Origin of the sequence: Microbispora sp. H10670 (assembly GCF_014161385.1) — a bacterium.
GTDB lineage: Bacteria > Actinomycetota > Actinomycetes > Streptosporangiales > Streptosporangiaceae > Microbispora > Microbispora triticiradicis.
Map to the genome: position 1 here is coordinate 78,365 of NZ_JABBWW010000016.1, position 25,174 is coordinate 103,538.

Genomic DNA, 25,174 nt, shown 5'->3' on the forward strand with positions numbered 1-25,174 from the left:
CTGGAGGCCGGCCCGCGACCCGGCCCCCGGTGGTCCCCACCCCCTGACGACGTGAGGACTCACATGGGAACCGCGACCCCGGTACCGGAGACCCGGAGCATGAGCGGCGAGGAGTTGTCGGCCGACGACGCCTACGTCACGTTACGGCGGTATGGCGGCTGGCACCTGATCCGGGACTCGTTCGTGCGGTTCAGGTACGGCGACGGCACGAGCAGCGCCCGCGCGCTGGCGTTCCAGGTCTGCCTTGCGATCATCCCCGGCGCCATCGCGATCGTGGGGCTGAGCTCGGTGGTCCACCAGGAACACCTGGGCCGCCTTCTTGAGCTCACCCTGCGGAGGCTGACCCCCGGCGCCGGCTCGCAGGTGATCCGGGAGACGCTCGACCAGAGCCACCACGCCTCGGGCGTCGGGGGGAAGCTCGCGCTGTGGTTCGGTCTGCTGACCGCGTTGGTGGCGTTGACCACGGCCATGGGCCAGTTCGAGCGCGGGGCGAACCGCATCTACGGCATGGAGCGCGACCGGCCCTTCAAGGCCAAGTACGGCCGGGCGCTGCTGATGGCGGTCACGGCCGGTGTCTTCATGAGCGTCGGGTTCGTCATCCTGGTCGGCGGCGGGGCCGTCGGCGACGCGGCGGCCCAGGTGTACCACTGGAGCGACACGACGCAGCGCCTGTGGGGCTGGCTGCGCTGGCCGATTGGCTTCCTGCTGGCCGTCCTGTCGATCTCGGTTCTCTTCGGCTCCTCGCCCCGGCGCAAGCAGCCCGGCCACACCTGGCTGGCGGTCGGCGCGACCGTCGCGGTTCTGCTGTGGACCCTCTTCACCTGGCTGCTGGCCCTCTACACCGCGAGCAGCGGCACCTTCGGCGCGACGTACGGCCCGCTCACCGCGGTCATGGCACTGCTGCTCTGGTCGTTCCTGAGCTCGATGGCTCTCTTCCTCGGCCTCGCCTTCAGCGCGCAGCTGGAGGCCTGCCGGGCGGGCTGCGGCGAGCCGGCCGCACCCGACCCGGGCACCGCCGCCCCGGTCCAGGCGCGTGAGCGGCAGCCGGTGGGGAGCGGCCGATGAACTGGTTGCGCAGGCGGTTCGACCCCCAGAGCAGGCTGGGCCTGCGGCTCACGGTGGCGGTCGCGGCACTGACGCTGATCGGCGTGCCGTTCACGGTGCTGCTCGTCTTCGTGAAGACCTCCTTCGGCCCGCTCACCCGCATCGATGAGGGCGCGGCGCACAACCTGCACGCGTACGCGTACACGAACCCGGCCTTCGCCCAGTTCATGCGGCTGGTCAGCGACGTCTTCCAGCCGTGGACCTGGCGGATCGCCGTGGGCGCCGCGGTCGCGTGGCTGGTCTGGCGCCGCGCCTACCACCTGGCCCTGTGGGCGGGCACCACGATCACGGTCGGCGGGCTGCTCGGCCTCGTGCTGAAGATCTTGGTCGCGCGGGCCAGGCCGCACCTGCCCGACCCCGTCGCCATCGCCCCCGGCGCGTCGTTCCCCTCGGGGCACACGGTCAACGCCACGCTCGGGGCCGGGATCCTGCTGCTGCTCGTCCTGCCGCTCGTGCGGGAACGCGGTCGCGGGATCGCGTGGACGCTCGCGGTGCTGATCCCGCTGCTGGTCGGTTTCAGCCGGATCGCGCTCGGCGTCCACTGGTTCAGCGACGTCGTGGCCGGGCTGGTGGTCGGTGTGGCCGTGGTCGCGGCGACCTGCGCCGCTTTCGAGACCTGGCGAAGAGAGGTCGGACGCCGCCCCGCGCAGCCCCTGCGGGAAGGCGTCGGGCCGGAGACGAAGAGGGAAGTAGCCCCCCAAGGAGGACGAGTTGGTCACCGTTCGTGAACGCCGCCCCGCCGCTCATACCCCGTCGTCCTCGACGGTGGCCGAGGTGGCGCGGCGCATCCTGCTTCCGCTCGCGCTCATGGCCCTGGTCACCCTGGGGCTGGGCCTGCTGCTCACCCGGGTCCTGGAGCACTCGTCGCTCATCGCCCAGGACGAGGCGATCAGCCGTGAGATCGCCCAGGAGCGCACGCCGTTCTGGAACACGGTCACCCATTACGGCTCGATGCTGTCCGACACCCCGGTGATCATCGTGATCACGGGGATCATGGTCGTCCTCTTCCGGCTCGCCTACGGGCGCTGGCGGGAGGCGGCCTTCCTGGTGGCGGCCGTCTGCGCGCAGTCGGCGATCTTCCTGCTCGCCACCGTGTTCGCGCAGCGGGCCCGGCCGCACGTGCAGCACCTCGATCCCGCGCCGCCGACGTCCAGCTATCCGTCCGGTCACACCAGCGCGGCGGTGGCGTTCTACTGCGGGGTCGCCCTCGTGCTGACCCTGCACACGCACCGGCACACGATCCTCAAGGCGCTGTGGTGGCTGCTCGGCGCGGGGGCCGCCCTGACGGTCGGCCTGTCCCGGCTCTATCGGGGCATGCACCACCTGACCGACGTGAGCTGGGGCTGGGTGCTCGGGATCTTCTGCGTGTTCGTGCTCGCCCAGGCCCTCCTGATCCGGCCGGTCATGGCGTCGCGGCGGTCGTCGTCGAAGCGGACCGCGAACGACCCCGCCCCGGCCTGAGCCGTTCAGCGGAGCAGATCGGCAGGACCGGCCCGCCGGGCCGGTCGAGCCCGGGTCGCCGGAGTTTCGCCGGTCAGGCGGACGGCCCTGCCGGTCAAGCGGACAGGCCGGTCAGGCGGACAGGCCGGTGAGGCGGCAGGCGTCCGCCCACCGGCCCGGGTCGACCGCCGGCACGGTGACCGGCCCGGCCGGCTCGGCGCCGCCGCGCAGCAGTGCCCAGCAGTCCTCGACCGCGCCGGCCAGCAGGTCGCGCAGCAGTGTGTCGGGGTCGGGCACGCACGCCTGCGCGATGCCCCGGACCGCGAGCTGCACCGTGTTCGGCGCGGCGTACCTGCGGAAGCCCTTGGGCGAGACGCGGACCCCGCGCCCGAAGTCGCGGGCCCAGCGGGCGGCCTCCGGCACCTGCGCCAGGGCCTCCCTGCTGCGCGGGTCCAGGTCGCGGGGCGACCGGCCCTCCACCTCGGCGAGCACGTGCTCGGCCGAGAAGATCGAGACGGCCATCGCGAGCTGGCGCTCGTGCGCGACGACGGGCAGCGCGGCCGTGGCGGCGCACAGGGCGATCCGCGCGTCGAGGCGCGGATCGTCGCCCGTCAGGCCGATGACGGACGGGATCAGCCCGGCCAGCCGCGGCCGGGCGGCGTCCGAGGTGTGGTCGTTGACGAGGCGGGCGAGCCCGGCGAGCAGCGGATGCGTGCACGACGGGTGGTCGCTCCACCGTTCACCGGCGAGGTAGGACGCGAACTCCATGAAGCAGGCGCCCTTGCTGGGATTGCGATGCTTGCCACGAGACAGCAGGGGCATCGCTTCGGGCATGTCACCGTGCACGGCTACTCCACCGAAATCGCCTGTCGTGTCTCTTTCAGTGTGCGCCCGGCGCCGTGCGTTGAGAAGAACCCGGCCCGGACTGTCTGGATAGGATCAGAGTCCGGGTGGGTCAGGTCGGAACCAGAGGTGGAGACGGGATTTGAACCCGTGTAGACGGCTTTGCAGGCCGTTGCCTCGCCTCTCGGCCACTCCACCAGAGTGAGGCCCGGATGTGCGGCCCCTCGGAGCGGAAGACGGGATTCGAACCCGCGACCCTCACCTTGGCAAGGTGATGCTCTACCACTGAGCCACTTCCGCGTCCGCCTTGCGGCGACGTCGCTACTGTACCGGGTTTTCCGCTCGTGTGCGTACTCAGAACGGCCGTGCCGCCGGTCTGCGGAACGCGCGGTCGGCTCCGCGCTCGATCGCGGGGAGGGTCAGGAAGATCTCCAGGATCCGGGTGAACCGGTGCACCTCGTTGCGGTGGAAGGCCGGTCCCTCGGCCCTGGCGAGCATCAGCGTGAGCGCCAGCGGAGGCAGCGGCGCGACGACCACGTGCAGACCGGACGGCAGCGTCGAGGCCGCCGGCCGCGACGGCGTCTCCTCGGGGAAGGGCACCTCCTCCGGCGCCCGCCAGCTCGAGTAGACGGTGACGCGCGGGTCCCCCTCCGTCGCCGCGGCGGCCCAGTCGGCGCTGAACAGGACCGGCATGGAGTCGATCAGCGTGGCCAGCGCGCGGTCGCCCGCGGTGCTGAGGAACTTCAGGATCTCCAGCTCCGGGTAGGTGCCGGGGGCCTCCCGCGTGCTCCAGACCCCCTCGATCCGGACCCCCTCAACGTCGTCGAGGGCGCGTACGAGGTCGTCCCGGGGCGCGGCGTCCGGCCAGTAGACGGTGAAGTCGTCGAGAGCGCGCCCGTCGCCCCGATCGAGAACGGTCACCTGGGTGATGTCGGCGCCCGCGGTTCCGAGGGCCCCGGTCACCTGGCCGAGCGAGCCCGGCCGGTCCGGCAGGGCGATTCTCAGGCGCAGCAGCATGACGACCTCCCCACGATTGGTCCAGGTCAGATTAACCGGGACAAAAGCCCCCCGTCCACGATCTTGTACGGCCCACGGCCGGCGGCGGGGAGAATGTATGGGTGAGAATCGGCGCACTCGAGGTCTGGCCTCCCGTGGTGCTCGCACCCATGGCGGGCATCACGAACATCGGTTTCCGCACCCTGTGCCGGGAGCAGGGCGGCGGCCTGTTCGTGTCCGAGATGATCACCTCGCGGGCGCTGGTCGAGTGGGTGCCGCTGACGTTCCAGATGATCCGGTTCGGCCCGCACGAGTCGCCCCGCAGCATCCAGCTCTACGGCGTCGATCCCGCGATCATCGGCAAGGCCGCGCGCATGATCGCCGAGGAGGATCTGGCCGATCACATCGACCTGAACTTCGGCTGCCCGGTGCCCAAGGTCACCCGCAGGGGCGGCGGCTCCGCCCTGCCGTACAAGCGGAACCTGCTGCGCGCCATCCTGCGGGAGGCGGTGGCCGGAGCCGGGCCGCTGCCGGTGACCATGAAGATGCGGATGGGCATCGACGAGGACCATCTGACGTACGTGGAGGCGGGCCGGATCGCGGTGGAGGAGGGCCTCGCCGCCGTCGCCCTGCACGCCCGCACGGCCCGCCAGCACTACGGCGGCACCGCGCACTGGGACGCGATCAAGCGGCTGAAGGACGCGGTGCCGGAGATTCCGGTGCTCGGCAACGGCGACATCTGGAGCGCCGACGACGCGTTGCGGATGGTCGCCGAGACCGGCTGCGACGGCGTGGTGATCGGCCGGGGCTGCCTGGGCCGGCCCTGGCTCTTCCGCGACCTCGACCTGGCCTTCGAGGGGTCGTCCGAGCGGACCCGGCCCGCCCTGGGCGAGGTCGGCGCGATGATGCTGCGCCACGCCGAGTTGTTGTGCGAGGTCATCGGCAGCGAGCGGCACGGTCTGGCCGACTTCCGCAAGCACGTCGGCTGGTATCTCAAGGGCTTCGTCGTCGGCGCCGAGACCCGGCGTGCCCTGACCTCGGTCGCCGGCCTGTCCGAGATGGCCGAGCGGGTCGCCGAGCTCGACTCCGCCCAGCCCTGGCCGGACGAGGCCGACGGCCCGCGCGGCAAGAGCGGCGAGCGGTCCAAGGTGTCGCTGCCGCACAACTGGCTCGACGACCCCGACGACATGACGATCCCCGGCGCCGGCGCGGAGGACCCCACCTCCGGCGGCTGAGCCGCCGGGCGGGAGCGAGTGGTTCAGAAGCCGGACAGGTCCGGTGCCCCGGCGACGGGCCGCAGCATGCGGGGGAGGACGGCGCGCAACTCGGCGGCCGACTCCGGCGGCAGGTCGAGACGGATCTCGAACACCTCCTCGGTCTCCAGCAGGTCGGCGGCCTCAGGGGTCAGCTCCAGCCGGAGCGTGGAGCCGTCCAGCGTGACGGCCCGCACGCCCACGCCGGTCCCGCGCATGCCCTCGCGGCCGACGTACCAGGTGTCCCGGGAACTCGTCACCATGAGGAACCCGGTTTCCGGATCGCCGTCCCGCTCCGCGAGACAGACCAGCTGACTGCCGCGCTCCCGGTCGTAGGCCATGGCACGGGCGGTCATGGCCGTGTCCGGCACGTAGGTCACCTCTCCGCTGACCGGCAGCGGCCGCCGCGGGCGGCGGTCACCGAAGTCGTGGCGGCTCCAACCCTCGTACCGTTCGCCGTGGCCGAAGGGGAGAGGGAGGGGCGGGGCGGTCGGCAGCGCGGCGAGCAGCCAGCCGGGCGGAGTCTCGCGGGAGAACGTGGTCAGCTCCGCCAGCGCCGCCGCCGCGGGCACGTCCGCGAACGGCGGCTCCGAGGAGCCGGCCCGGCAGGTGTATCGCCTGCTGCCGGGCTCGAACGCCAGCTCGCAGGTGAACCAGGTGCCGGTGTCGGCTTGATAGGACAGCTCGCGCAGCCGCCGGAACGGCTCCCGCATGCCCTCTGCGGGGATCTCCCGGCCGTCGCGGAGCAGGGTGGTCACGGCGTGCGAGCCGACCTCGGCATGTCGTGCGACGAGCCGTGTCCACTCCCGAGCGGCGGCGGCACGGGCGAGGTCGCCGATCGCCATGCGCATGGCGTGGCCCTCGTCGTGGCGGGTGGACCAGTTGCCGGTCTTCATGTCATCCCTCCTGGCCGGTGCCGTCGGTGCTCTCGGTGAGCCGGTCGTGGAGCCGGCGGACCTCCCGGAGCAGGCCGCTGTTCCCCTTGCGCGCGGCCACGTCGCGCACCTCGGGGATCTCGCCGCAGGCGCCGCACCACTCGGCCGCCAACCTCGCGAGTGTGACGAACCCGGTCAGGCCACCCCGCGGGCGCTCACCCGGCGCGGGCAGCAGCGCGGGCAGCGCCGCGGCGGCGATCCGCCACACCTGATCGTGCCCGCCCCGCCTGGCCGCCTCGTCGAGCGCGGCCACCATGTCGATCATCCTGACTTCGCCGCTGACCAGCAGCAGCCCGGCCTGGCGGCCGATCTCAGCCGCGGGCAGTTCGTCCCGCGCGGCGACCTCCAGCAGCACCTCGACCGGTTCCCCCGTGTTCCGGTCGCCAAGGGCACGGGCGAGTACCGCGGAGAACGCCGGCCCCGCGGGTCCTTCGGCCCGTGCGAGGTGGCGGGCCTGCGCGCGGACGACGGGCCCGTGCCAGTAGTGCTGCAGCAGGTGCGGCGCGAGGTACGCGGCGGCGACCTCGCGGTGTGAGGGCAGCGTCGAGGGCCACCAGTGGACGTGCTCGGGCTCGGCCCAGTGGCCGGGCACGCTCAGCACCAGGTCGATCAGCGGCAGGCCGGTGGGCGCGGCGACGGCCGCGAGGACCAGGCGGACATGGTGGGCGTGACCCCGGTCGCGCCAGTCGTGGGGGCCCTGGCGGCCCCATGCGCAGGTCCACTCCATCGTGACGTGCGCCTCCGGGCAGGTCCACCCGGCGACGATCCCGCCCGCCGCCGACGTCAGCCGGGCCGCGCGCTCGGCCGCCTCGGGGTCGGGGGTGCGCGGAAGGCGCAGCAGCGCCTGCTGGAGGTCGGCGGCGAGCGGCTTGGCGCCGGCCGCTTCGATCACCTCCAGCCGCCGGACCAGCTCGGCCGCCGCCACGTGGCCGGTGTCGTGCGTGGGCGTGGCCAGCAGCACCGGCGGCAGGGTGTCCTCCTCGACGGCCCGCAGGATCTCCGCCCCGCGATGCAGCAGGAGCAGGTCCGGGCCGGCCAGGCCCCTGCCGGGCAGGAAGCGCCGCCAGGCGTGCCGGGTCCGGGCGTCTCCGTTCAGGGCGGTGGCGGCGCCCCTGAGCCACTGCTCGGCCCGGGGCCAGGTCTCCTGCGCGTAGGTCCAGGCGTGCTCGTCGGTCAGCCGGTCACGCGTCGCGGCCACGAGTCCCGGCCGGTCGCGGCCGGCGAGCACGACGAACCCGGCGAGCAGCCGCTCCCACGACTGCCAGGAGTCCGTCCACTCCGTGATCGTCTGGCTGAGCTCCTCCGCCGACCGGATCGGGGGCTCGACGGCACGGGCGCGTTCGGGCGCGGGAGGCGGCGACGGCGGCGTGAACACGGCCTCGGCCTCGGCCACCGCGCCGCCCGCGAACGCCGCGGCGGCCCGCCTGCCGAGCGCGGGCGGGAGGAAGCCGATCGCCTCACGGAGGGTGGCCCGGCCCTCCTCGGGCATGTCGTCCGCGTACGTCATGGCCAGCCCGGCGGCCGTCTCCTGCAGCTCCGCCGAATCGGCGGCGAACGCGCGGGCCAGCGGCGCGGCGATCACCTCGGCCAGCGCCGGAGTGCGCTTCACGGAACGGGCGAGCCACGACAGCCCGGCGCGCACCAGAGTGCGTTCGGGGCGGAACAGCAGGCAGTCCCACGCTTCGGCGAGGTCGTCGGCGGGCAGCTCGGCACAGGACCGCAGGCGCTTCACGGCCAGTTCGGCGACCGGTCCGGGCGCCGCGGGCAGCAGATGGAGGTAGTCGCGGACGTGGCAGGAGGCCTCGGCGGGCGAGGGGGCGAGCGCCTCGTGCAGGCGGACGAAGAATCGCAGGTCGGCGGGCGTGCCACCACGGAGGAAGCGGCGTACGCAGCCGTCGATGAGCGCCTCGCGCTTCACCCGGCCGGCCTCGGCCAGATTCGGCAGCGCGCCCAGCCAGCCCTTCCCCGGTTCCCTGTCCCACTGCAGCGTCCGGCCGACGCCCTCGGCCTCGAACAGGCGCGGCAGCAGGTGATCGAGCAGCGGGTCCTCGCCCAGGCGCGCCGGGCCCCGATCCACCCATCCGGCCACCAGCGGATCGTGCGGGGGCGGTTCGATCCCGGTCTCGCGGAGCAGGGCCAGCGCGAGCTCCACGCCGCGGTCGTCGGCGGAGCGCAGGCGGAGCACCAGCCGCTCGGCCAGGTCGGCGCGCCAGGCGGCGGGCCGGTCGGCGAGCACCGCCAGGACGAGGTCGACGTCGTTGTCGGCGCCGCCCCACCGGGGCGCGAGGTCGCGCCGGTACAACCAGGACGTCACGGCCGCCGCGCCGCCCAGGCAGCCGGCGCCGGCCACACGCAGGCCGACCCGGTAGCCGGACAGGCCGTCGTCCCGCCGGTCGACGCCGCGCAGTTCCTTCAGCAGCCCCGGCAGCCTGGCCGCGACCTCCCTGCGGCCCTCGTCGCCCAGCGTCCTGACCCTCTCGGCCAGCCGGTCGGCGCGCCTCGCCTCGATCAGCTTCCTGATCTCGCCCCAGTGATCGTCCATGCCTGGGGACACTAGACAGCCGTACCGACAAATCCCCGGTCCCGCCTCCGCGGGCCGTCACCGGAGACCCCGGTGCCCGGCGACGGCGGCAGGTCCTGAGGGACGGGCGTGGCGAGGGTCGGAGGCGGGCGGGGGTCAGAGGCGGGTGAGGCCCGTGACGTGGAGGACGGCGTGGCCCTCCTCGTCGGAGGCGGCGAGGTCGACCTCCGCGGCGATGCCCCAGTCGTGGTTGCCGGCCGGGTCGTCGACGATCTGGCGCACCCGCCACAGCTCCTTCTCCTCCTCGATCAGCAGGAGGGCCGGGCCGCGGGCGTCCGGGCCGGTGAGGACCTCGTCGTGCTCCTCGTAGTAGGCGTCGAGGGCCGCGCCCCAGTCGACGTCCGGATAGAGCTCGGTCAGCTCCTCCTCGCGGTCGAGCGCGGCCAGCTCCACCAGGCGGAACATCGCGTTGCGCACCAGCACCCGGAAGGCGCGCGGGTTGGCGGTGACCGGGCGGGTCCTGGTCTCCAGCTGCTCCTGCCCGGCGGCCAGGGCCTCGGCCGGGTTGGCCAGCTTCTCCCACTCGTCGATGAGGCTGGAGTCGACCTGGCGCACCAGTTCGCCCAGCCATTCGATGAGGTCCACGAGGTCGTCGGTCTTCAGGTGCTCGGGCACGGTCTTCGACAGCGTGCGGTACGCGTCGGCCAGGTAGCGCAGCACCGTGCCCTCCGAGCGGGCCAGCTCGTAGAACTGGATGTAATCGGTGAAGGTCATCGCCCTTTCGTACATGTCGCGCACGATCGTCTTGGGGCTCACGACGTGGTCGCCGACCCAGGGGTGCCCGCGCCGGTAGGTCTCGTACGCGCCGAAGAGCAGGTCGGCCAGCGGCATCGGGTGGGTGATCTCCGCGAGGCGCTCCATCCGCTCCTCGTACTCGATGCCGTCGGCCTTCATCTGCGCGACCGCCTCGGCCCTGGCCTTGTTGAGCTGGGCGTGCAGGATCTGCCGGGGGTCGTCCAGCGTCGACTCCACGATGGAGACCAGGTCCAGCGCGTACGTGGGGGAGGCGCGGTCGAGCAGTTCGAAGCTCGCCAGCGCGAACGTGGCCAGCGCCTGGTTGAGCGCGAAGTCCTCCTGCAGGTCCACGGTGAGCCGGGCCATGCGGCCGTGCTCGTCGGGCTCGGCGAGCTTCTCGACGATGCCGCCGGCCAGCAGCGACCGGTAGATCGCGATGGCGTGGCTGATGTGGCGGCGCTGGGCCTTGCGGTCCTCGTGGTTGTCGGTCAGCAGCCGTTTCATCGCCTGGAAGCAGTCGCCGGGACGGTTGATGATCGACAGCAGCATGGCGTTGCTGACCTTGAAGCGTGAGGTCAGCGGTTCGGGCTCGGCCGTCTGGAGCTTCTCGAACGTGTCCTCGCTCCAGCCGACGAACCCCTCCGGCGGCTTCTTGCGGGCGTAGCCGCGGCGCCGCTTGGGATCGTCGCCGATCTTCGCCAGCGCCCGCTCGTTCTCGATCACGTAGTCGGGGGCCTGGCAGACGACGTAGCCGACCGTGTCGAAGCCGGCCCGCCCGGCCCGGCCGGCGATCTGGTGGAACTCCCGCGCCCGCAGCCGCCGCACCTTCGTGCCGTCGAACTTCGACAGCGCGGTGAACAGCACGGTCCGGATCGGGACGTTCACCCCCACGCCGAGGGTGTCGGTGCCGCAGATGACCTTCAGCAGCCCCGCCTGCGCGAGGCGCTCCACCAGGCGGCGGTACTTCGGCAGCATCCCGGCGTGGTGCACGCCGATGCCGTGCCGTACGAGCCGGGACAGGGCCCGGCCGAAGCGGGTGGTGAACCGGAAGTTCCCGATCAGGGCGGCGATCTGTTCCTTCTCCGCCTTGCTGCACATGTTGATGCTCATGAGCGCCTGGGCGCGCTCCATCGCCGCCGCCTGGGTGAAGTGGACGACGTACACGGGGGCCTGCTGGGTGGACAGCAGCTCCTCCAGCGTCTCGTGCAGCGGGGTGACCCGGTAGGAGTAGATGAGCGGCACCGGCCGCTCGGCGTGCTTCACGACGGCGGTGTCGCGCCCGGTGCGGCGCGTGAGGTCGGTCTTGAAGCGCTCGACGTCGCCCAGGGTGGCCGACATCAGCACGAACTGCGCCTGCGGCAGCTCCAGCAGCGGCACCTGCCACGCCCAGCCGCGGTCGGGTTCCGCGTAGAAGTGGAACTCGTCCATGATCACCGTGCCGACGTCGGCGGCCGCGCCGTCGCGCAGCGCGATCTGGGCGAGGATCTCGGCGGTGCAGCAGATGACCGGCGCGTCGGCGTTCACCGTGGCGTCGCCGGTCATCATCCCGACGTTCTCGGTGCCGAACAACGCGCACAGGTCGAAGAACTTCTCCGACACCAGCGCCTTGATCGGCGCGGTGTAGAAGCTGATCTCGTCCCGGGCGAGCGCCGCGAAGTGCGCTCCGGCGGCGATCAGGCTCTTGCCCGAGCCGGTCGGGGTCGAGACGATCACGTTGTTGCCGGAGACGACCTCGATGAGGGCCTCCTCCTGAGCGGGGTACAGCGTGAGCCCCCGCTCCGCGTTCCACGACGCGAACGCGTCGAACAACGCGTCGGGGTCGGAGCCGGAGGGCAGGCGGCGGAGGAGGCTCATGCTTTCGGTCACGCTTCTTATCCTGCCCAAGCCGCGTGACTGTTTCGACCGGCACGTGGTACGGCAAGCTGCGGCACAACTACGTCAAAGGGGCGTGGCGCAGCCAGAATCCGCAGGTCAACCCCACAAACTGGCCGCGTGGGGGAGAATTTGGCCGGGCTCGTCGCGCGGCGCCGGGACGCGCTCGGCGACGTGCTGCTCGCGCTCGCCGTGCTCGCCTTCGCCGTTCCCGCGATCCTCACCGGCCGTTCCTTCTCCCTGATGCCGGTGCCGGAGGCCGTACGGCTGGCCGTGACGTCGGCCGCGGCGGCGGCCGTGCTGACGCGGCGCCGCACGCCGTGGACCCTGGTCACCGGCACGTCCGCGTGCGCGCTGTTCGCGGGCCAGCTCGTGCCGCTGACGCTCGCCGCGTACGCGCTGACGGCCGAGCGCCGGGGACGCCACCGGCTCGGGGCGGTCGCCGCGCTGGCCGGGGTGTACGTCGTGGTCGACCGCGTCAACCCCTACAGCGATCACGCGCCTCTCCTGGCGGTCGTCTGGGCGGTGGCGCTGGTCTGCCTGCCCGCGCTGGCGGGCCACTGGGTGTCGCGCTACCGCGCGATGATCCGGGAGCTGCGGGAGAGCGCGCGGGCGGGCGAGGAGCAGGCGGCCGCGCTGGAGCGCCGCCGCATCGCGTGGGAGCTGCACGACACGGTCACGCACGCCGTCACCGTGATGGTGCTCAACGCGGGCCTCATCCAGGACGCCGACGACCCCGGGGAGATCCGCAAGCTGGCCGGGAGCATCGAGGACAAGGGTGTGCGGGCGCTGACCGAGCTGCGCGAGCTGCTCACGGCGCTGCGCAGCAGCGACCTGCCGCCCTCGGCGGAGAGCGTGGAGGGGATCCCGCGCCTGGTCGAGGAGGGCCGGGTCACCGGTCTGCGCGTCGCGCTGCACTACGAGGTCCCGGACGAGGCGTTGTCCCGGCAGGCCGGGCACACCTGCTACCGGGTGATCCAGGAGGGGCTGAACAACGTGCGCAAGCACGCCCCCGGGACCGACGTGCAGGTGGTCTGCGAGGCGCGCGGCGACACACTCAACGTGTCGGTGGTCAACAGCGGAGGGGCCGTCGCCGCCGGCGGCGGGAACCGGGCGGCGCCGGCCCGGGTGCCCGCCCACGAGGGGTCGGGCTACGGGCTGACCGGCCTGAGCGAGCGGGTGGCCCAGCAGGGCGGGCGGCTCACGTACGGGCCCACCGCCGAAGGCGGATTCGCCCTCAACGCCAGCATCCCCTACCGCCCGCCGGAGCGCCCGGCAAACTGAGCCGAGGCGCTGAGCCGACGCACCGGGCCGGCGCGCTGGGCGGGGACGCTAGAGGCCCAGGTCCTCGATCTCCTTCAGCAGGGCCGGCCGGGAGCCGCCGGGAGGGGTGCCGCCGGGCTCCTTCTCCACGCTCCGTGCGCCGCGGTCGCGGAACAGGTAGCCGCCGAGGATGCCGCCCACGAACCCGAAGACGTGTGCCTGCCAGCCGATGCCCTCGGCCGGCAGCAGACCGGTGAACTGGTAGGCGAAGCACAGGCCCATCACCAGGCCGATGACGATGTCGATCAGGTGCCGGTCGAACGCGCCGCGGACGAGCACGTACCCGAAGTAGCCGAAGACCAGGCCGCTCGCGCCCGCGCCGACGGTGGCGGCGTCGGCGGTGAACCAGGAGCCGAGCCCGCTGGCGACGGCGATCAGCCCGGTGACGCCGAGGAAGCGCCGCACGCCCCGGTAGGCCGCGAGGAACCCGAAGATGAACAGCGGCCCGGAGTTGCCCTCGATGTGCGCCCAGCTCCAGTGCAGGAGCGGCGCGGAGACGATGCCGGGCAGCCGTTCGACGTCCCACGGCCGGATGCCGAAGCTGTAGCTCAGCGAGTAGCCGGAGGCCCAGTTGGCCACCTGCACGGCCCAGATCAGGGCCAGGAAGCCGACCATGACCCAGAACGCCTTCCGGGCCTCGGCGACCATGATCTCCGCGGTGCGGCCGTCGCTCACGGAACCCTCCCTGTGCTGGGGATCACGCTACTGGGGACCACCACGGTACTGGGGATCATGGGAAACATACCGCCGACGGCCGCGCGAGTCACCGGGTGCGGGGGCCGCGTCGTGACGCGGCCCCGCCGGAAAGGGTCAGGCGCGTTCGATCACGACGACCGGGATCTCCCGGCTGGTCCTGGTGGCGTACTCGTCGTACGCCGGCCAGGCGGCGGCCATGGTCCGCCACATGTCCGGCCGTTCCGCCGCGGTCGCCGTACGGGCCCGGGCCCTGAACCTGTCCCCCTTGATCTGGAACTCGACCTCGGGATCGGCCTGGAGGTTGAGGTACCACAGCGGGTGCTCGTCCGCCCCGCCCTTGGAGGCGACCACGAGATAGGCGTCGCCGTACGGCTGGTAGATCAGGGGGGTGCTCCGGGGCTGCCCGGACTTCCGGCCCCTGGTGGTGAGGATGGCCGTGGTGGTGCCCTCCCAGTCGTGGCCCTCCTCACCCGCGGTCTCGACGTAACGCCTGACGTGTTCCTGTCCGAAGAGCATGGGGTCACCTTCCCACAGGGCCGGGGTCAACCGCCGGAGGCGTCCGCCAGTTCCAGGGCGACCTCCAGGCCGGCCCCGGTCCGCTGCTCGTCGGTCGTCGTCTCCTCGCGGATGAAGAACCACGCGGCGTGTATCGCGAACAGCGCCATGGAGCGCTTGAGCCGCACCGGCAGCGGATCCCCCGGCTCGTACAGGGACTGCATCAGCGCGCCCATGCGGTCACGCATCAGGTCGACCTTGACGTGCCCCTGCAGCGCCGTCTTGTTACGGTCCATGAACTGCATGACCTCGTGGTGGCGCCCTCGGGTCATCTGCGCGGAGTAGCGCAGGATCAGCTCCCGGCGGGTCTCCGCCGTGGGGGGACGCCCGGCCGCCCACGCGATCAGCTCGTCCAGCGCGGCGATGCGGTCCTCGACCAAGCTGGCGACGATGTCCTCTTTTGTCCGGAAGTGGTAGTACAGTGCCGCCTTGGTCACGCCGAGGGCCTCGGCTATCTCCCGGAGCGACGTCGCCTCGTACCCCTGCTCGGTGAAGAGCCCGATCGCGACCTCCTGGATGCGGCTGCGTGTGTCGGTCTGAGTGCCCATGTCCTGCTGACCCCTAATGAACTTGACGGCCGGCAAGTAAGGACAATACCTTAAATCCGCACTAGCCTGTCGGCAAGTAAGTAGCTATCCAGAACCTTTACTCATGGGGGCACCACGATGACCGAGGCTCCGCCCGCGCCGGGGCGGTCCAAAGAAGTGATGGCCGTACTTCCCGGCCTGATGCTGGCGATCATGCTGGCGATGCTCGACAACATGATCGTCGGCACCGCGATGCCGAGGATCGTCGGCGAACTGAACGGCCTGGAGTACTTCACCTGGGTCACCACGTCGTACGTCCTGGGCACCACGGTGTCCACGCCGATCTGGGGCAAGCTCGGCGACCTCTACGGCCGCAAGAACATCTTCCTCGGGTCCATCGTGCTGTTCCTGGTCGGCTCCGCGCTGTGCGGCATGGCGGGCTCGTCGCTGTTCGGGGGCACCGAGCACGGCATGGCCGAACTCATCGCGTTCCGCGCGCTGCAGGGCCTCGGGGCCGGGGGCCTCATGGTCAACGTCATGGCGATCATCGGTGACCTCGTGCCGCCCCGCGAGCGCGGCCAGTACCAGGGCATCATGGCCGCGATCATGTCGCTCGCGATGATCGCCGGGCCGCTCGTCGGCGGCTTCATCACCGACCACCTCGACTGGCGCTGGGCGTTCTACGTGAACCTGCCCCTCGGCGGTATCGCGCTGGTCTGGCTGTTCTTCCGGCTGCACCTGCCCAGGCACCGCACCGAGCACCGCATCGACTGGCTCGGCGCGACCGTCCTCACCATCGGCATCACCGCGATCGTGCTGATCACCTCGTGGGGCGGGCAGGCGCACGGCTACCCGTGGGGCTCCTGGCAGATCCTGTCGCTGGCCGGGCTCGCGGTGGTCTCGCTCGCGCTGTTCATCCCGATCGAGCGGCGCGCGGCCGAGCCGATCATGCCGCTGCACGTGTTCGCCAACCGGAACTTCTCGCTCATCTCGGCGCTCGGCTTCCTGCTGGGCTTCGCGATGTTCGGCGCGATCAGCTTCATCCCGCTGTTCCAGCAGATCGTGCAGGGCTCCACGGCGACCAACTCCGGCCTGCTCCTGCTGCCGATGATGATCACGTCGATGATCGTGTCGCTGTTCGTCGGCAAGGCGATCACCCAGACCGGGCAGTACCGGATCTATCCGGTCATCGGCGGGGCGATCATGGCGGTCGGCATGTGGCTGCTGTCGCTGCAGGACGTCAACACGCCGTCCTGGCAGACCGGCGCGTTCATCGCCGTCTTCGGCCTCGGCATGGGCTTCCTGATGCAGACGACGATGCTCATCGCGCAGAACAGCGTCGAGCAGAAGGACCTCGGCGTGGCCAGCAGCGCCTCCACGTTCTTCCGGTCCATCGGCGGTTCGTTCGGCGTCGCGATGTTCGGCGCGATCTTCAACAACCGGCTCACCGACACCCTGAGCGACAAGCTCGGCCCGGCGGCGGCCAAGCAGGTCGGCAGCGGCGGCGCGGGCATCACCCCCAAGGCCCTCGAGCAGCTTCCCCCGCAGGTCAAGGGGTTCTTCCTGGACGCCCTCGCCACGGCCATCGGGTCGGTCTTCCTCTGGGCGGCCGTGGTCGCCGTGCTCGTCCCGGTGCTCGCCGCGTTCGTCAAGCACGTCCCGCTGCGCACCGGCGCTCCGAGCGCCGCCGCCCCCGGCGGCGAGAAGGCGGAGCCGCTGACCGCCGCCTTCGAGTGAGCCGGCTGACAGCTGGGAGCTTGAGCCGAGCTTGAGTCCGAGCTGAGATCCGGCCGGTACGGCCCTCGCCCCCGCGCGGGCGGGGGCCGTACCAGGTTCCGGGGCCGGTCAAGCGGACCGGTCAAGCGGACCGGTCAAGCGGACCGGTCGGGCAGACCGGTCAGGCGGAGTGCTCGGCGCGGTCCGCCGACCAGTCGGTGTGGAAGACGCCCTCCCGGTCGGTGCGGCGGTAGGTGTGCGCGCCGAAGAAGTCGCGCAGCCCCTGCAGCAGCGCCGCCGGCAGCCGGTCGCGGCGCAGCCCGTCGTAGTAGGCGAGCGCCGAGGAGAAGCCCGGGGTGGGCACCCCGATCGTCGCCGCCGTGGCCACGACCCGCCGCCACGACTCCTGGGCCTCGTCCAGGGCCTGCGCGAACGTGGGGTCGACCAGCAGCGTCGGCAGGTTCGGGTCCGCGTCGTAGGCGGCCCTGATCCGGTCGAGGAAGCGCGCCCGGATGATGCAGCCGCCCCGCCAAATCGTGGCCATGTCACCGAGCCGCAGGTTCCAGCCGTACTCCGCGCTCGCCGCGGCCATCTGGTCGAACCCCTGGGCGTACGCCACCACCTTGGAGGCGTACAGGGCCCGCCGCACGTCCTCGACGAGGCCGGAGTCGCCGGCGGTGCCGGACGGGCCGGTGAGCGAGCGGGCCGCGGCCCGCTGCTCCGGGTGGCCCGACAGCGCCCGGGCGAAGACCGCCTCGGCGATGCCCGTCACCGGGACGCCGAGGTCGAGGGCGCTCTGCACGGTCCAGCGGCCGGTGCCCTTCTGCTCGGCCTGGTCGACCACCACGTCCACGAACGGCTTCCCGGTCGCGGCGTCGACGTGGCCGAGCACCTCGGCGGTGATCTCGATGAGGTACGACTCGAGGTCGCCCCGGTTCCACTCGCGGAAGACGTCGGAGAGCTCCTTGGGGTTCAGCCCGAGGGCCTGCCGCAGCAGGTCGTACGACTCCGCGATGAGCTGCATGTCGGCGTACTCGATGCCGTTGTGCACCATCTTCACGAAGTGGCCGGCGCCGTCGGGGCCGATGTGCACGCAGCACGACACGCCGTCCACCTTGGCCGCGATGTCCTCCAGCAGCGGGCCGAGCGTCGCGTACGCCTCGGGGTCGCCGCCGGGCATGATGCTGGGGCCGTTCAGGGCCCCCTCCTCGCCACCGGAGATGCCGGTGCCGACGAAGTGGATGCCCCGCTCGCGCAGCGCGGCCTCCCGGCGGCGGGTGTCCAGGTAGTGGGCATTGCCGCCGTCGATGATCATGTCGCCCGGCTCCATGACGGCGGCGAGCTCCTCGATCACCGCGTCCGTGGGGGCGCCGGCCTTGACCATGATGATCGCCTTGCGGGGCCGTTCGAGCGCGGCGACGAACTCCTCGATCGTGCCCGCCGGCACGAACGCGCCCTCGTCCTTGTGCTCCTCCATGAAGCGGGTGGTGCGGCTCTCTGTGCGGTTGTGGACCGCGACGACATGACCGTGGTGCGCGAAGTTGCGGGCGAGGTTGCGGCCCATGACCGCGAGGCCCGTCACTCCGATGTCTGCCTTGTTCATGGCTAAAGTCATACCGCTCCCGGGTGGGGGCGCTCGGCCGCGGGGTGGCGTGTCCGCGGCCAAGCGTCGTGAGCTGGGCTTTCGTCCCGATCCTCAGTAGCCGTAGCCGCTTCCGGCGCCGCTTCCGTGGCGGTGCGCGGCCGAAGGCGAGGGTGAGGGGGAGGGCGCCGCCGAGGGGGAGGCGGCGCCGCCGGCGGTGGCGGGGCGGATCAGGCCGAGCAACCCGTGCCGCGCCCCGGAGATCCCGGCCGAGAACCACACCGCGTCGGTGCCGCCGTTTCCGGCCGTGCCCGGTTCGAGGTCCCACAGGCCCTCCAGGGCGATCGCCCCGCCGTCCGCGCGGCGCAGCGGGCCGAGGTAGCGGCCGGTCCGGGGGTTGTACGCGTTGATCCACCCGTCGCCGAAGTTGCCCACGAGCAGCGCCCCGGCGTACGCGCCGAACCCCTGGGGGGCGAGGGTCATCGCCCAGGGCGCGTTGAGCGGGCCGCGGGAGGCGAGGCGCCGTACGAAACGCCCGTCGGCGGTGAACACGCTGACGAACCCGTTGCCCCGCCCCGCGACCGGCTTGCCGGTGCCGGGATCGCGCCGCGCGTACGCGACCATGACGGAGTCGCCGACGATCTCCACGTTGAAGGGGGAGTAGCGGGCGGGCAGCGACGGGTCGCGGAACTGGCGGTTCGACAGCCGCACCCGCCGGAAGTCCTCGTCGAAGACGTGGACGCGGCGGTGGGAGAACGACGGCGCGAGCAGGAACGTGCCGCGGTTGGTGTTCATCAGCGCCAGGCCCTTGTAGTCGGCGCCGCGGGTGAACGCGGCGATGACCGCGTTGCCGGGGTCGGCCTTGGCGCTCCAGGCGGTGATGGCACCGCTCGGGCTGGAGAAGATGAACGAGGCGGGCGCGGTCCCCGCCTTCCCCTTGATCGTGAAGGCGTTCCCGGCGTACGCCACCTGCCCGGTGGGGGTCCCGCCGGGGATCGCGACCGTGGTGGGGGCCTTCCTGACCGCGCCCGCACCGCCAGCACCGCCCGCGCCGCCGGTGTAGACGGTGGCGGTGCCGGTGCCCGCGTTGGACACCCACAGGGTCGCGCCCATGGCGAGGCCCCAGGGGTTGACCAGCTTCGGGTCCGTGACGGCGGCCTTGCCCGCCACGTCGGAGACCAGGGGGACCTCGGCGAACCGGGTGGACGTGCGCGCCGCCTGAGCGGGCGGGCGGGCGAGGGGACGGGCGAGTGGGTGGGCCTGGTGGCCGGGACGGCTCTCCGCGTGGCGCGAGGCGCCGGCGGCCGAGGCGGGATGGGCCGGGGCCGCGCCGGCGAGCGCCAGCGTGAGCGGCGCGGCGCAGAGCGTGACGATACGTGCCCGCATGGGGCCTCCTGAAAGTGGGTCAGACCTGTGAGGGGTCGGACTGCGAGGGGGTCGGAACGGTGTCGGCATGCCCTTACGCCCGGAGATACGCCCCCCTGCCGCTCCGGGTTCAGTCCCTTTTCCGTCGCAGGTGGGGGGCGCGCGCATCGTGGTTTCTGGCCTATCCTGACAAAACCCGCAAACTAAGCGGGTTTTGTATAGAGATGGCCGTCCGATGGCGAGGACGCTTGGCCTCCTCGTCGGGCCGCTGGTAATTGAGGACAGCCAGGAAGGGACGGCGTCAAGCCGCCCACCGTCGTCGCGCACCCACGGAGAAGAGACGTGTTCGCACCGAAGCCGGAACGGTCAGTCGTCGCGATCCCGCCACCCGGAGACGGGCCCGGCTACTGGGCGGGCGCGCCCAGCGCCGTGAGCCGGGACGGGTGGATCTATCTGGCCTACCGGCTGCGCCGCCCGATCGGCTCCGGCCGGGGGTACGCCGTGGAGATCGCCCGGTCGGCCGACGGCGAGCGGTTCGAGCGGATCCTCACGATCACCAAGGACGAGATGAAGACCGAGTCGCTGGAGCGGCCCACGCTCGTGGCGACGCCCGACGGGTCGTGGCGCCTCTACCTCAGCTGCGCCACGTACGGCACCAAGCACTGGCGGGTCGAGATGATCGAGGCCGCCGACCCGGCGGAGTTCGACCCCGCCGACGCGCGGGTCGTGCTCCCCGGCGACCTCAAGACCGGTGTCAAGGACCCGGTCATCCTGCACCACGGCGGCGTGTGGCACCTGTGGGCGTCGTGCCACCCGCTGGAGGACCCCGACGAGGCCGACCAGATGGTGACCGACTACGCCACCAGCGCGGACGGGATCGCCTGGACCTGGCAGGGGACCGCGCTCGACCGGCGGCCCGGCCAGTGGGACTCCCGCGGTGTACGGGTGAGCGCGGTCACCTTCAGCGGGGAGACCGTCATCGCCTACTACGACGGCCGCGCGTCGGCGGCGGAGAACTACGAGGAGCGCACGGGCGTGGCGATCGGCCCCGACCCGTCCACCCTCACCGCGACCGGGACCGCGCCCGTCGCCCAGTCGGAGCACGGGGCGGGCGGGCTGCGTTACCTGTCGGTCGTGCCCGTGCCCGGCGGCCACCGGCTGTACTACGAGCTGACCCGCGCCGACGGGGGCCACGAGCTGCGTACCGAGCTGCGCTGACCACTGACGGCTGACCACCTCCGCCGACCACCTCTGCCGACCACCGCCGGGCGGGTCCGGGGCGTCGGCGGACGGCCGGGCCGGGAGGCCGGGGCCGCGGGAGCCGGGTGGCGCGTGCCGGGTGGTGGGAGCCGGAGTGGGAGAGGTGGCGGCCGGAGCACGAGTGGGGCTCGCGCTCCGGCCGGGTGTCACCGCCCGGCCGGCGGGCCGTCCACGCCTCTGACGCGGCCGTTTCGGGCCTGCCGCTGGCCGTCCGGCCGGGCGCCCACCAGGCCGCCCGACCGCTCCCGGGGACGCAGCCAGTCGCCGAAGTCCTCCTCCAGCAGGTCGCGGAGCATCGCGATGTCGGCGGCGAAGTAGGCCAGCAGCTCCTGGCGCTGCTCCCAGGTGAGCGGCCGCCGGGGCTGCGCGTCGCGCTGCAGCATCCGCTCCAGCGGACTGGTCAGCCGCTGGCCCAGGAAGGGGTCCCCGAGCCGGGCGAGCCGGGCGAGGACCCGGTGCCTGCGGCTCTGCCGCGGATGGGCGGTGACGTTCTCCCTGGGCACCTCGCCGACGAGCCCCTGCTCCACCCCCAGGAAGGCGCAGATGCGGGCCAGCGTGTCGGCGGGCCGGTCGACCAGGTCGCGGTAGCGGAAGACCAGCACCTGCTCGCGGGGGAACAGCGTGAACAGGTGCGCGAGCTGCTCGCCGTACCGGCCGAGGCCCACGTAGTGCCAGAACGGCGACCAGCCGTCCGCGACGCGCCGCTTCTCGGCGGCGCACGCCTCGATGACGTCGCCGATCGGCTCCAGGCCGGCCGACCACAGGTGCGTCCAGTTGGAGTGCGCCCGTTCCACCGGGTCGCGCAGCGAGACGATCAGCTTCGCGTCGGGGACGGTCTCCCTGATCCGCCGCTGGGCGTCCAGGTCGTACAGGTAGAAGGGGGTGGACTCGCCGGCCAGCGTCCCGGGCGGCGCGTCCGCGAAGAGCGCCTCGTAGTCGGCGCGCCGCCACACGTGCTCGCGGTAGGTCTCCGCGTCGCCCGGCCCGCCCTTGGCCGGCGGCGGGCCGTCGGTGAGGAAGAACTTCGGTTCCTTGACGGGTGACATGAAGAGCCCCGGGTGGCGGGCGAGCGCCGCGTGCAGGGCGGTGGTGCCGGCTTTCGGCACACCGATGACCAGGAAGTCGGGCAGAGCCATGGAAAAGTCCTCCTACTTTCCCGATTAGGTTAGTTGGTTTTTGCCCCTTCCCAACGTGAAATCACCACAAATGGGTGTACCCGCTCAGCCGGCGACGAGCCGGATGCGGGTCGCCGGCCACCCGCGCCGCAGGGCGGCCGGGCGCCGCCCGCCGTCGAACCAGATCTCGAACCACACCTCGTTGCGTCCGCCCTCCCGGACCAGTCCCCACCGGTCGGAGAGCATGTCGAGCAGCGGCATGCCGCGCCCGCCCTGGCTCGACGCGTTCGGCAGCGGGTGACCGGCGCAGGGCGGCCCGGCGGAGCCGTCGTCCTGCACGCCGATGCGCACCCGGTCGGGCAGGCACGACACCGTGAGCGTGAACGTGCCGCCGTTCCCCGAGCGGGAGTGGACGACGGCGTTGGTCGCGATCTCGCTCGTGAGCAGGACACAGTCGTCGTGCCGGGGGTGGCCGCGCCCCAGGGCGGCCGACACGAGCCTGCGCGCCCGCCCCACCTGGTCCCGTCCGCCCGCGAGCCGCGCCACGCGGTTTCCCTCGCCGTCCCCCGAGATCTCCATAGCACTCCTTCAGCGTGGGAGCCGAGTCAGTCGCCGCAGAGTTGACGTCCGCGCGGCCGCCCGCGATGTCACGGGAAAGTAGGAGTGTCCTTGCCCGAGACGCCGGAAAGTGTCCGGTATCGGGGGTGGTAAGCGTCCGGGAAAGCGGTCCGGAAAGACGCCGCCCGGCGAATGGGCCGGTCGCGGGACCGCGCCGGTTCCGGAAGCGTGCCGGTTCCGAAAAAACACAGGGCGGCGGGGCCGGTTCTCCGGCCCGCCGCCCTGCGACGCGTACGGTCAGTTCAGGAGGCGTCGTGCGCCGCTCCGGCGGAGCCGTTGACGACGAGCACGCGCTCGCGCTCGGGCACCTCGATGGCCGGGAACGTGCCGGTGTCGACGATCCCGTGCTCCCGGTACGCCGCCTCGATCAGCGCGTACGCCTGGGGTTCGAGCTTCCACAGCGCCCGCCACTCCTTCGCCACGAGGAGCGGGATGCCGACCTCCTTGGCGATGTCGGCGGCCCGGGGGACGTACTTGCGCGCGATCTGCTGGTCCCAGTACTGCCGCGCGGTGCGCAACTGGGTCGCGCGCTGGGCGGTGTCGACGACGGGCGCCGGCTCGGCCGGGAGGTCCTCCTCCTCGTCGTCGATCAGCTCCGCGATGGTCGCGGCGGGCAGCGCCACCGGGGCCGGCGGCTCGGGCTCCGGCCCCCACGGCACCGGCGGGGCGAGGTCGATCAGCGCCGAGGTGTTGTAGAGGGCGCCGATCTGCGACAGCAGCGCCTCCTGCCGCTTCTCGTCCACGGCCAGCCCGGTGTACTCGACGGCCTGGTCCATCGCCTTGTCGAGCCTCGCCATCGCGGCGCGCATCTTGCGGTCCGGCGCCCCGGCCTCGCGGAGCGCCCGGACCCGCTTGGCGGCCAGCGCCACCCGGGTGAGCCTGCGGTGCGCGTCCACCTCGCTCGCCGTACGGTCGCTCACCTCGGCCAGGCCGACCCGGACCAGGATCCGCTCGGGGGTCAGCCGCCAGTTGATGCGGCCGCGGCCGGTGATGCGGACCCGCTCGATCGCCATGCCGCGTTCCCACAGCCAGGCGGCCACGAGCGGGGCGGCGAGCCGGAACACGGCCTCGGCGACGCTGCGGGCGTCCATGCTCGACAGGACCGCCGACAGGCAGGTGAGCGCCCAGACGGCGACGCCGTCGATGCCGGCGGAGTAGTTCTCCCGCATGTTGCGCCGGGCCCGTACGGCGCTGGTGATGACGGCGACCTCGATGAAGGCGAACAGCAGGAGCCGCAGCGGCCCGTCGAAGCCGAGCACGTCGCCGGAGAAGCGCCACATGCCCTGCGCGGAGACGCCGGTCGCGATGCTGGCGGCGACGATGGTGAGGACGTCCTCGGTGGGACGGCCGGCCGCCCAGCGGCGGAACAGGCGGATGAGGGCGCGGAGCGCGAAGAAGGCCAGGACCAGCAAGACCAGGGCGATGACGCTGATGATGACTGTCTCGACCGGATGGGCCGACACGAAGGCGGTTAGTTGGTCAATGGGGGGCATCAGTCACGGTCTCTCGATGTCCGATGGTTTTTCCCGAGATCATCCCAGAAGGGCAGGCCTCCGCGGGGGGAAACACGCCTGACTCGCGCCACTTGGCTTGTGCCGGGTCACAGATACGCCTTTTGATTCAACCTCGTCCGCCCGGCATCACTGGACACTCAGGAGGCGGGACCGGCGAGCCAGGCGTCCACGTCGCGGCGTAGCGCCCGCTTCGCCGCCTCCGGCGCGAAGGACGCGTCTACCGAGGCGCGGGCGAGCCCGGCCAGCACCGCGTCGTCGTAGCCGAAGACCTCCCGGACCCTGGCGTACTCGTCCGTCAGGGTGGTCCCGGTGACGGACGGGATGTCGGTGTTCAGCGTGACGGCGAGCCCCGCCTCGCGAAGCCGTGGGAGCGGATGGGCCGCGAGGCCGTCCACCAGGCCGAGCGCGACGTTGGACGACGGGCACACCTCCAGGGGGATGCCCCGCTCGCGTACCTCGGCGGTGAGATCCGGGTCCTCCAGCACCCGGACGCCGTGGCCCAGGCGCTCGGCCCGCCCGACCGTGATCGCCTCGCGGACGCTGCCGGGGCCCTCGATCTCGCCCGCGTGGTGCACGACGTGCAGGCCCGCGTCCGCCGCGCCGGCGAAGACCTCGGCGAACGGCGCCAGCGGGTAGGACTCCTCACCGGCCACTCCGACGCCGAGCACGCCGTCCCCGGCGTACCGGGCCGCGAGCTCCACGGTGCGCCGGGCCCGCTCGACCGGCCGCCGCCGCGAGTGGTCGAGCAGCACCCCGCACTCCACGCCGTACGCCGCGCGTCCTTCGGCGAGACCGGCGAGCACGGCCTCCAGCGGCATCTCCGGGGCGCCGAGCCGTTCGCCGTGCGAGGCCGCGGTGAAGGTCACCTCCGCCCACCGGGTGCCCTGCGCCGCCTCGTCCGCGCAGAACTCCACGGCGATCCGATGGAAGTCCTCCGGCCGGACCAGGCACTCCCGTACGAGCGAACCGTGGTCGGCGAACTCGCGGAAGCCGGCGAAGGGCCCGGCGGGGCGGGCAGGCACGGGCAGGCCGTTGGCCGCCGCGATCTCGGCCAGCGTGTCCGGCCGGACCGTGCTCTCCAGGTGGACGTGCAGGTGGGTCTTGGGCAGCAGGGCGAGATCGCGCACGGCGGCAGCGTAGGCGC

At 72.5% G+C, this 25,174-nt stretch carries 21 protein-coding genes and 2 tRNA genes; 7 read left to right on the forward strand and 16 right to left on the reverse strand.

Annotated elements, in window-relative coordinates; all coding sequences use genetic code 11:
- The first annotated feature begins 63 nt into the window (after positions 1–63).
- From HHX33_RS22070 to HHX33_RS22080, 3 genes are read left to right on the forward strand one after another with little or no spacing between them, the layout of a single operon-like run.
- Complete coding sequence (locus HHX33_RS22070) at positions 64–1,065, forward strand: YihY/virulence factor BrkB family protein (protein WP_182876284.1); 1,002 nt, start codon at positions 64–66, stop codon at positions 1,063–1,065.
- Positions 1,062–1,832 (forward strand): phosphatase PAP2 family protein, encoded by a 771-nt coding sequence (locus tag HHX33_RS22075; protein ID WP_182876285.1) that lies wholly within the window; start codon positions 1,062–1,064, stop codon positions 1,830–1,832. Before HHX33_RS22070 ends, HHX33_RS22075 begins: the two co-directional genes overlap by 4 nt.
- On the forward strand, positions 1,816–2,565 hold the full coding sequence (locus HHX33_RS22080; protein ID WP_182876286.1) for a phosphatase PAP2 family protein: 750 nt from the start codon (positions 1,816–1,818) through the stop codon (positions 2,563–2,565). Before HHX33_RS22075 ends, HHX33_RS22080 begins: the two co-directional genes overlap by 17 nt.
- A 111-nt stretch (positions 2,566–2,676) precedes the next feature.
- Here HHX33_RS22080 and HHX33_RS22085 read toward each other — a convergent pair whose 3' ends face one another.
- The 4 genes from HHX33_RS22085 to HHX33_RS22100 form a co-directional block, all read right to left on the reverse strand.
- Complete coding sequence (locus HHX33_RS22085) at positions 2,677–3,378, reverse strand: hypothetical protein (protein WP_182876287.1); 702 nt, start codon at positions 3,376–3,378, stop codon at positions 2,677–2,679.
- 136 nt (positions 3,379–3,514) lie between these two features.
- Positions 3,515–3,585, reverse strand: a tRNA-Cys gene (locus HHX33_RS22090).
- A gap of 30 nt (positions 3,586–3,615) precedes the next feature.
- Positions 3,616–3,687, reverse strand: a tRNA-Gly gene (locus HHX33_RS22095).
- Between the two features lie 54 nt (positions 3,688–3,741).
- Positions 3,742–4,404, reverse strand: coding sequence for an ACT domain-containing protein (locus HHX33_RS22100; RefSeq protein WP_111700252.1), 663 nt, complete (start codon positions 4,402–4,404; stop codon positions 3,742–3,744).
- A gap of 101 nt (positions 4,405–4,505) precedes the next feature.
- Here HHX33_RS22100 and dusB point away from each other — a divergent pair, with 101 nt between their 5' ends.
- Complete coding sequence (gene dusB, locus HHX33_RS22105) at positions 4,506–5,618, forward strand: tRNA dihydrouridine synthase DusB (RefSeq protein ID WP_310741475.1); 1,113 nt, start codon at positions 4,506–4,508, stop codon at positions 5,616–5,618.
- A 23-nt stretch (positions 5,619–5,641) separates the two neighbouring features.
- Here dusB and HHX33_RS22110 read toward each other — a convergent pair whose 3' ends face one another.
- The 3 genes from HHX33_RS22110 to HHX33_RS22120 form a co-directional block, all read right to left on the reverse strand.
- Positions 5,642–6,532 (reverse strand): hypothetical protein, encoded by an 891-nt coding sequence (locus HHX33_RS22110; protein WP_182876288.1) that lies wholly within the window; start codon positions 6,530–6,532, stop codon positions 5,642–5,644.
- Between the two features lies 1 nt (position 6,533).
- Positions 6,534–9,113, reverse strand: coding sequence for a DUF6493 family protein (locus tag HHX33_RS22115; RefSeq protein ID WP_182876289.1), 2,580 nt, complete (start codon positions 9,111–9,113; stop codon positions 6,534–6,536).
- A gap of 135 nt (positions 9,114–9,248) precedes the next feature.
- Complete coding sequence (locus HHX33_RS22120) at positions 9,249–11,741, reverse strand: DEAD/DEAH box helicase (protein WP_182876355.1); 2,493 nt, start codon at positions 11,739–11,741, stop codon at positions 9,249–9,251.
- A 138-nt stretch (positions 11,742–11,879) separates the two neighbouring features.
- Here HHX33_RS22120 and HHX33_RS37310 point away from each other — a divergent pair, with 138 nt between their 5' ends.
- The gene (locus tag HHX33_RS37310; protein WP_182876290.1) at positions 11,880–13,043 is read left to right on the forward strand and encodes a sensor histidine kinase; all 1,164 of its coding nucleotides are present in this window, start codon (positions 11,880–11,882) and stop codon (positions 13,041–13,043) included.
- A 48-nt stretch (positions 13,044–13,091) separates the two neighbouring features.
- Here the strand turns inward: HHX33_RS37310 and HHX33_RS22130 are convergent, their stop codons facing one another.
- The 3 genes from HHX33_RS22130 to HHX33_RS22140 form a co-directional block, all read right to left on the reverse strand.
- Positions 13,092–13,757, reverse strand: a complete 666-nt coding sequence (locus tag HHX33_RS22130) for a rhomboid family intramembrane serine protease (protein ID WP_220502072.1) — start codon at positions 13,755–13,757, stop codon at positions 13,092–13,094.
- A gap of 135 nt (positions 13,758–13,892) precedes the next feature.
- Entirely contained in the window at positions 13,893–14,294 is a 402-nt protein-coding gene (locus HHX33_RS22135) for a nitroreductase family deazaflavin-dependent oxidoreductase (protein WP_111700247.1), read from the reverse strand.
- A gap of 26 nt (positions 14,295–14,320) precedes the next feature.
- Entirely contained in the window at positions 14,321–14,881 is a 561-nt protein-coding gene (locus HHX33_RS22140) for a TetR/AcrR family transcriptional regulator (RefSeq protein ID WP_182876291.1), read from the reverse strand.
- 117 nt (positions 14,882–14,998) lie between these two features.
- On the opposite strand from HHX33_RS22140, the gene HHX33_RS22145 reads away from it, so the two are divergent.
- On the forward strand, positions 14,999–16,597 hold the full coding sequence (locus HHX33_RS22145) for an MDR family MFS transporter (protein ID WP_182876292.1): 1,599 nt from the start codon (positions 14,999–15,001) through the stop codon (positions 16,595–16,597).
- Between the two features lie 160 nt (positions 16,598–16,757).
- Here HHX33_RS22145 and gndA read toward each other — a convergent pair whose 3' ends face one another.
- Together gndA and HHX33_RS22155 are read right to left on the reverse strand one after the other, a co-directional pair.
- A complete protein-coding gene (gene gndA, locus HHX33_RS22150; protein WP_111700244.1) occupies positions 16,758–18,179 on the reverse strand; it encodes an NADP-dependent phosphogluconate dehydrogenase in 1,422 nt (473 codons plus the stop codon).
- A gap of 93 nt (positions 18,180–18,272) precedes the next feature.
- Positions 18,273–19,544 carry a TIGR03118 family protein gene (locus HHX33_RS22155; RefSeq protein ID WP_182876293.1) on the reverse strand — a complete coding sequence of 424 codons (1,272 nt, stop codon included), beginning with the start codon at positions 19,542–19,544 and terminating at the stop codon, positions 18,273–18,275.
- A 321-nt stretch (positions 19,545–19,865) separates the two neighbouring features.
- Here HHX33_RS22155 and HHX33_RS22160 point away from each other — a divergent pair, with 321 nt between their 5' ends.
- Positions 19,866–20,741 carry a hypothetical protein gene (locus HHX33_RS22160; protein ID WP_111700242.1) on the forward strand — a complete coding sequence of 292 codons (876 nt, stop codon included), beginning with the start codon at positions 19,866–19,868 and terminating at the stop codon, positions 20,739–20,741.
- Positions 20,742–20,929: 188 nt separating this feature from the next.
- On the opposite strand, the gene HHX33_RS22165 is transcribed toward HHX33_RS22160, so the two are convergent.
- From HHX33_RS22165 to add, 4 genes are all read right to left on the reverse strand, one after another.
- Positions 20,930–21,919 carry a sulfotransferase family protein gene (locus HHX33_RS22165; protein ID WP_182876294.1) on the reverse strand — a complete coding sequence of 330 codons (990 nt, stop codon included), beginning with the start codon at positions 21,917–21,919 and terminating at the stop codon, positions 20,930–20,932.
- An 84-nt stretch (positions 21,920–22,003) separates the two neighbouring features.
- Positions 22,004–22,477, reverse strand: a complete 474-nt coding sequence (locus tag HHX33_RS22170) for an ATP-binding protein (protein WP_111700240.1) — start codon at positions 22,475–22,477, stop codon at positions 22,004–22,006.
- Between the two features lie 281 nt (positions 22,478–22,758).
- Entirely contained in the window at positions 22,759–24,009 is a 1,251-nt protein-coding gene (locus HHX33_RS22175) for a hypothetical protein (protein WP_111700239.1), read from the reverse strand.
- Between the two features lie 158 nt (positions 24,010–24,167).
- Positions 24,168–25,157, reverse strand: coding sequence for an adenosine deaminase (add, locus tag HHX33_RS22180; protein WP_182876295.1), 990 nt, complete (start codon positions 25,155–25,157; stop codon positions 24,168–24,170).
- Between the last annotated feature and the right edge of the window lie 17 nt (positions 25,158–25,174).

Coding starts and splice junctions, on each gene's coding strand:
- HHX33_RS22070 (WP_182876284.1), top strand. CDS start 64: ATGGGAACCGCGACCCCGGTACCGGAGACCCGGAGCATGAGCGGCGAG.
- HHX33_RS22075 (WP_182876285.1), top strand. CDS start 1,062: ATGAACTGGTTGCGCAGGCGGTTCGACCCCCAGAGCAGGCTGGGCCTG.
- HHX33_RS22085 (WP_182876287.1), bottom strand. CDS start 3,378: ATGCCCGAAGCGATGCCCCTGCTGTCTCGTGGCAAGCATCGCAATCCC.
- HHX33_RS22100 (WP_111700252.1), bottom strand. CDS start 4,404: ATGCTGCTGCGCCTGAGAATCGCCCTGCCGGACCGGCCGGGCTCGCTC.
- HHX33_RS22110 (WP_182876288.1), bottom strand. CDS start 6,532: ATGAAGACCGGCAACTGGTCCACCCGCCACGACGAGGGCCACGCCATG.
- HHX33_RS22115 (WP_182876289.1), bottom strand. CDS start 9,113: ATGGACGATCACTGGGGCGAGATCAGGAAGCTGATCGAGGCGAGGCGC.
- HHX33_RS22120 (WP_182876355.1), bottom strand. CDS start 11,741: ATGAGCCTCCTCCGCCGCCTGCCCTCCGGCTCCGACCCCGACGCGTTG.
- HHX33_RS22135 (WP_111700247.1), bottom strand. CDS start 14,294: ATGCTCTTCGGACAGGAACACGTCAGGCGTTACGTCGAGACCGCGGGT.
- HHX33_RS22140 (WP_182876291.1), bottom strand. CDS start 14,881: ATGGGCACTCAGACCGACACACGCAGCCGCATCCAGGAGGTCGCGATC.
- HHX33_RS22145 (WP_182876292.1), top strand. CDS start 14,999: ATGACCGAGGCTCCGCCCGCGCCGGGGCGGTCCAAAGAAGTGATGGCC.
- gndA (WP_111700244.1), bottom strand. CDS start 18,179: ATGAACAAGGCAGACATCGGAGTGACGGGCCTCGCGGTCATGGGCCGC.
- HHX33_RS22155 (WP_182876293.1), bottom strand. CDS start 19,544: ATGCGGGCACGTATCGTCACGCTCTGCGCCGCGCCGCTCACGCTGGCG.
- HHX33_RS22165 (WP_182876294.1), bottom strand. CDS start 21,919: ATGGCTCTGCCCGACTTCCTGGTCATCGGTGTGCCGAAAGCCGGCACC.
- HHX33_RS22170 (WP_111700240.1), bottom strand. CDS start 22,477: ATGGAGATCTCGGGGGACGGCGAGGGAAACCGCGTGGCGCGGCTCGCG.
- HHX33_RS22175 (WP_111700239.1), bottom strand. CDS start 24,009: ATGCCCCCCATTGACCAACTAACCGCCTTCGTGTCGGCCCATCCGGTC.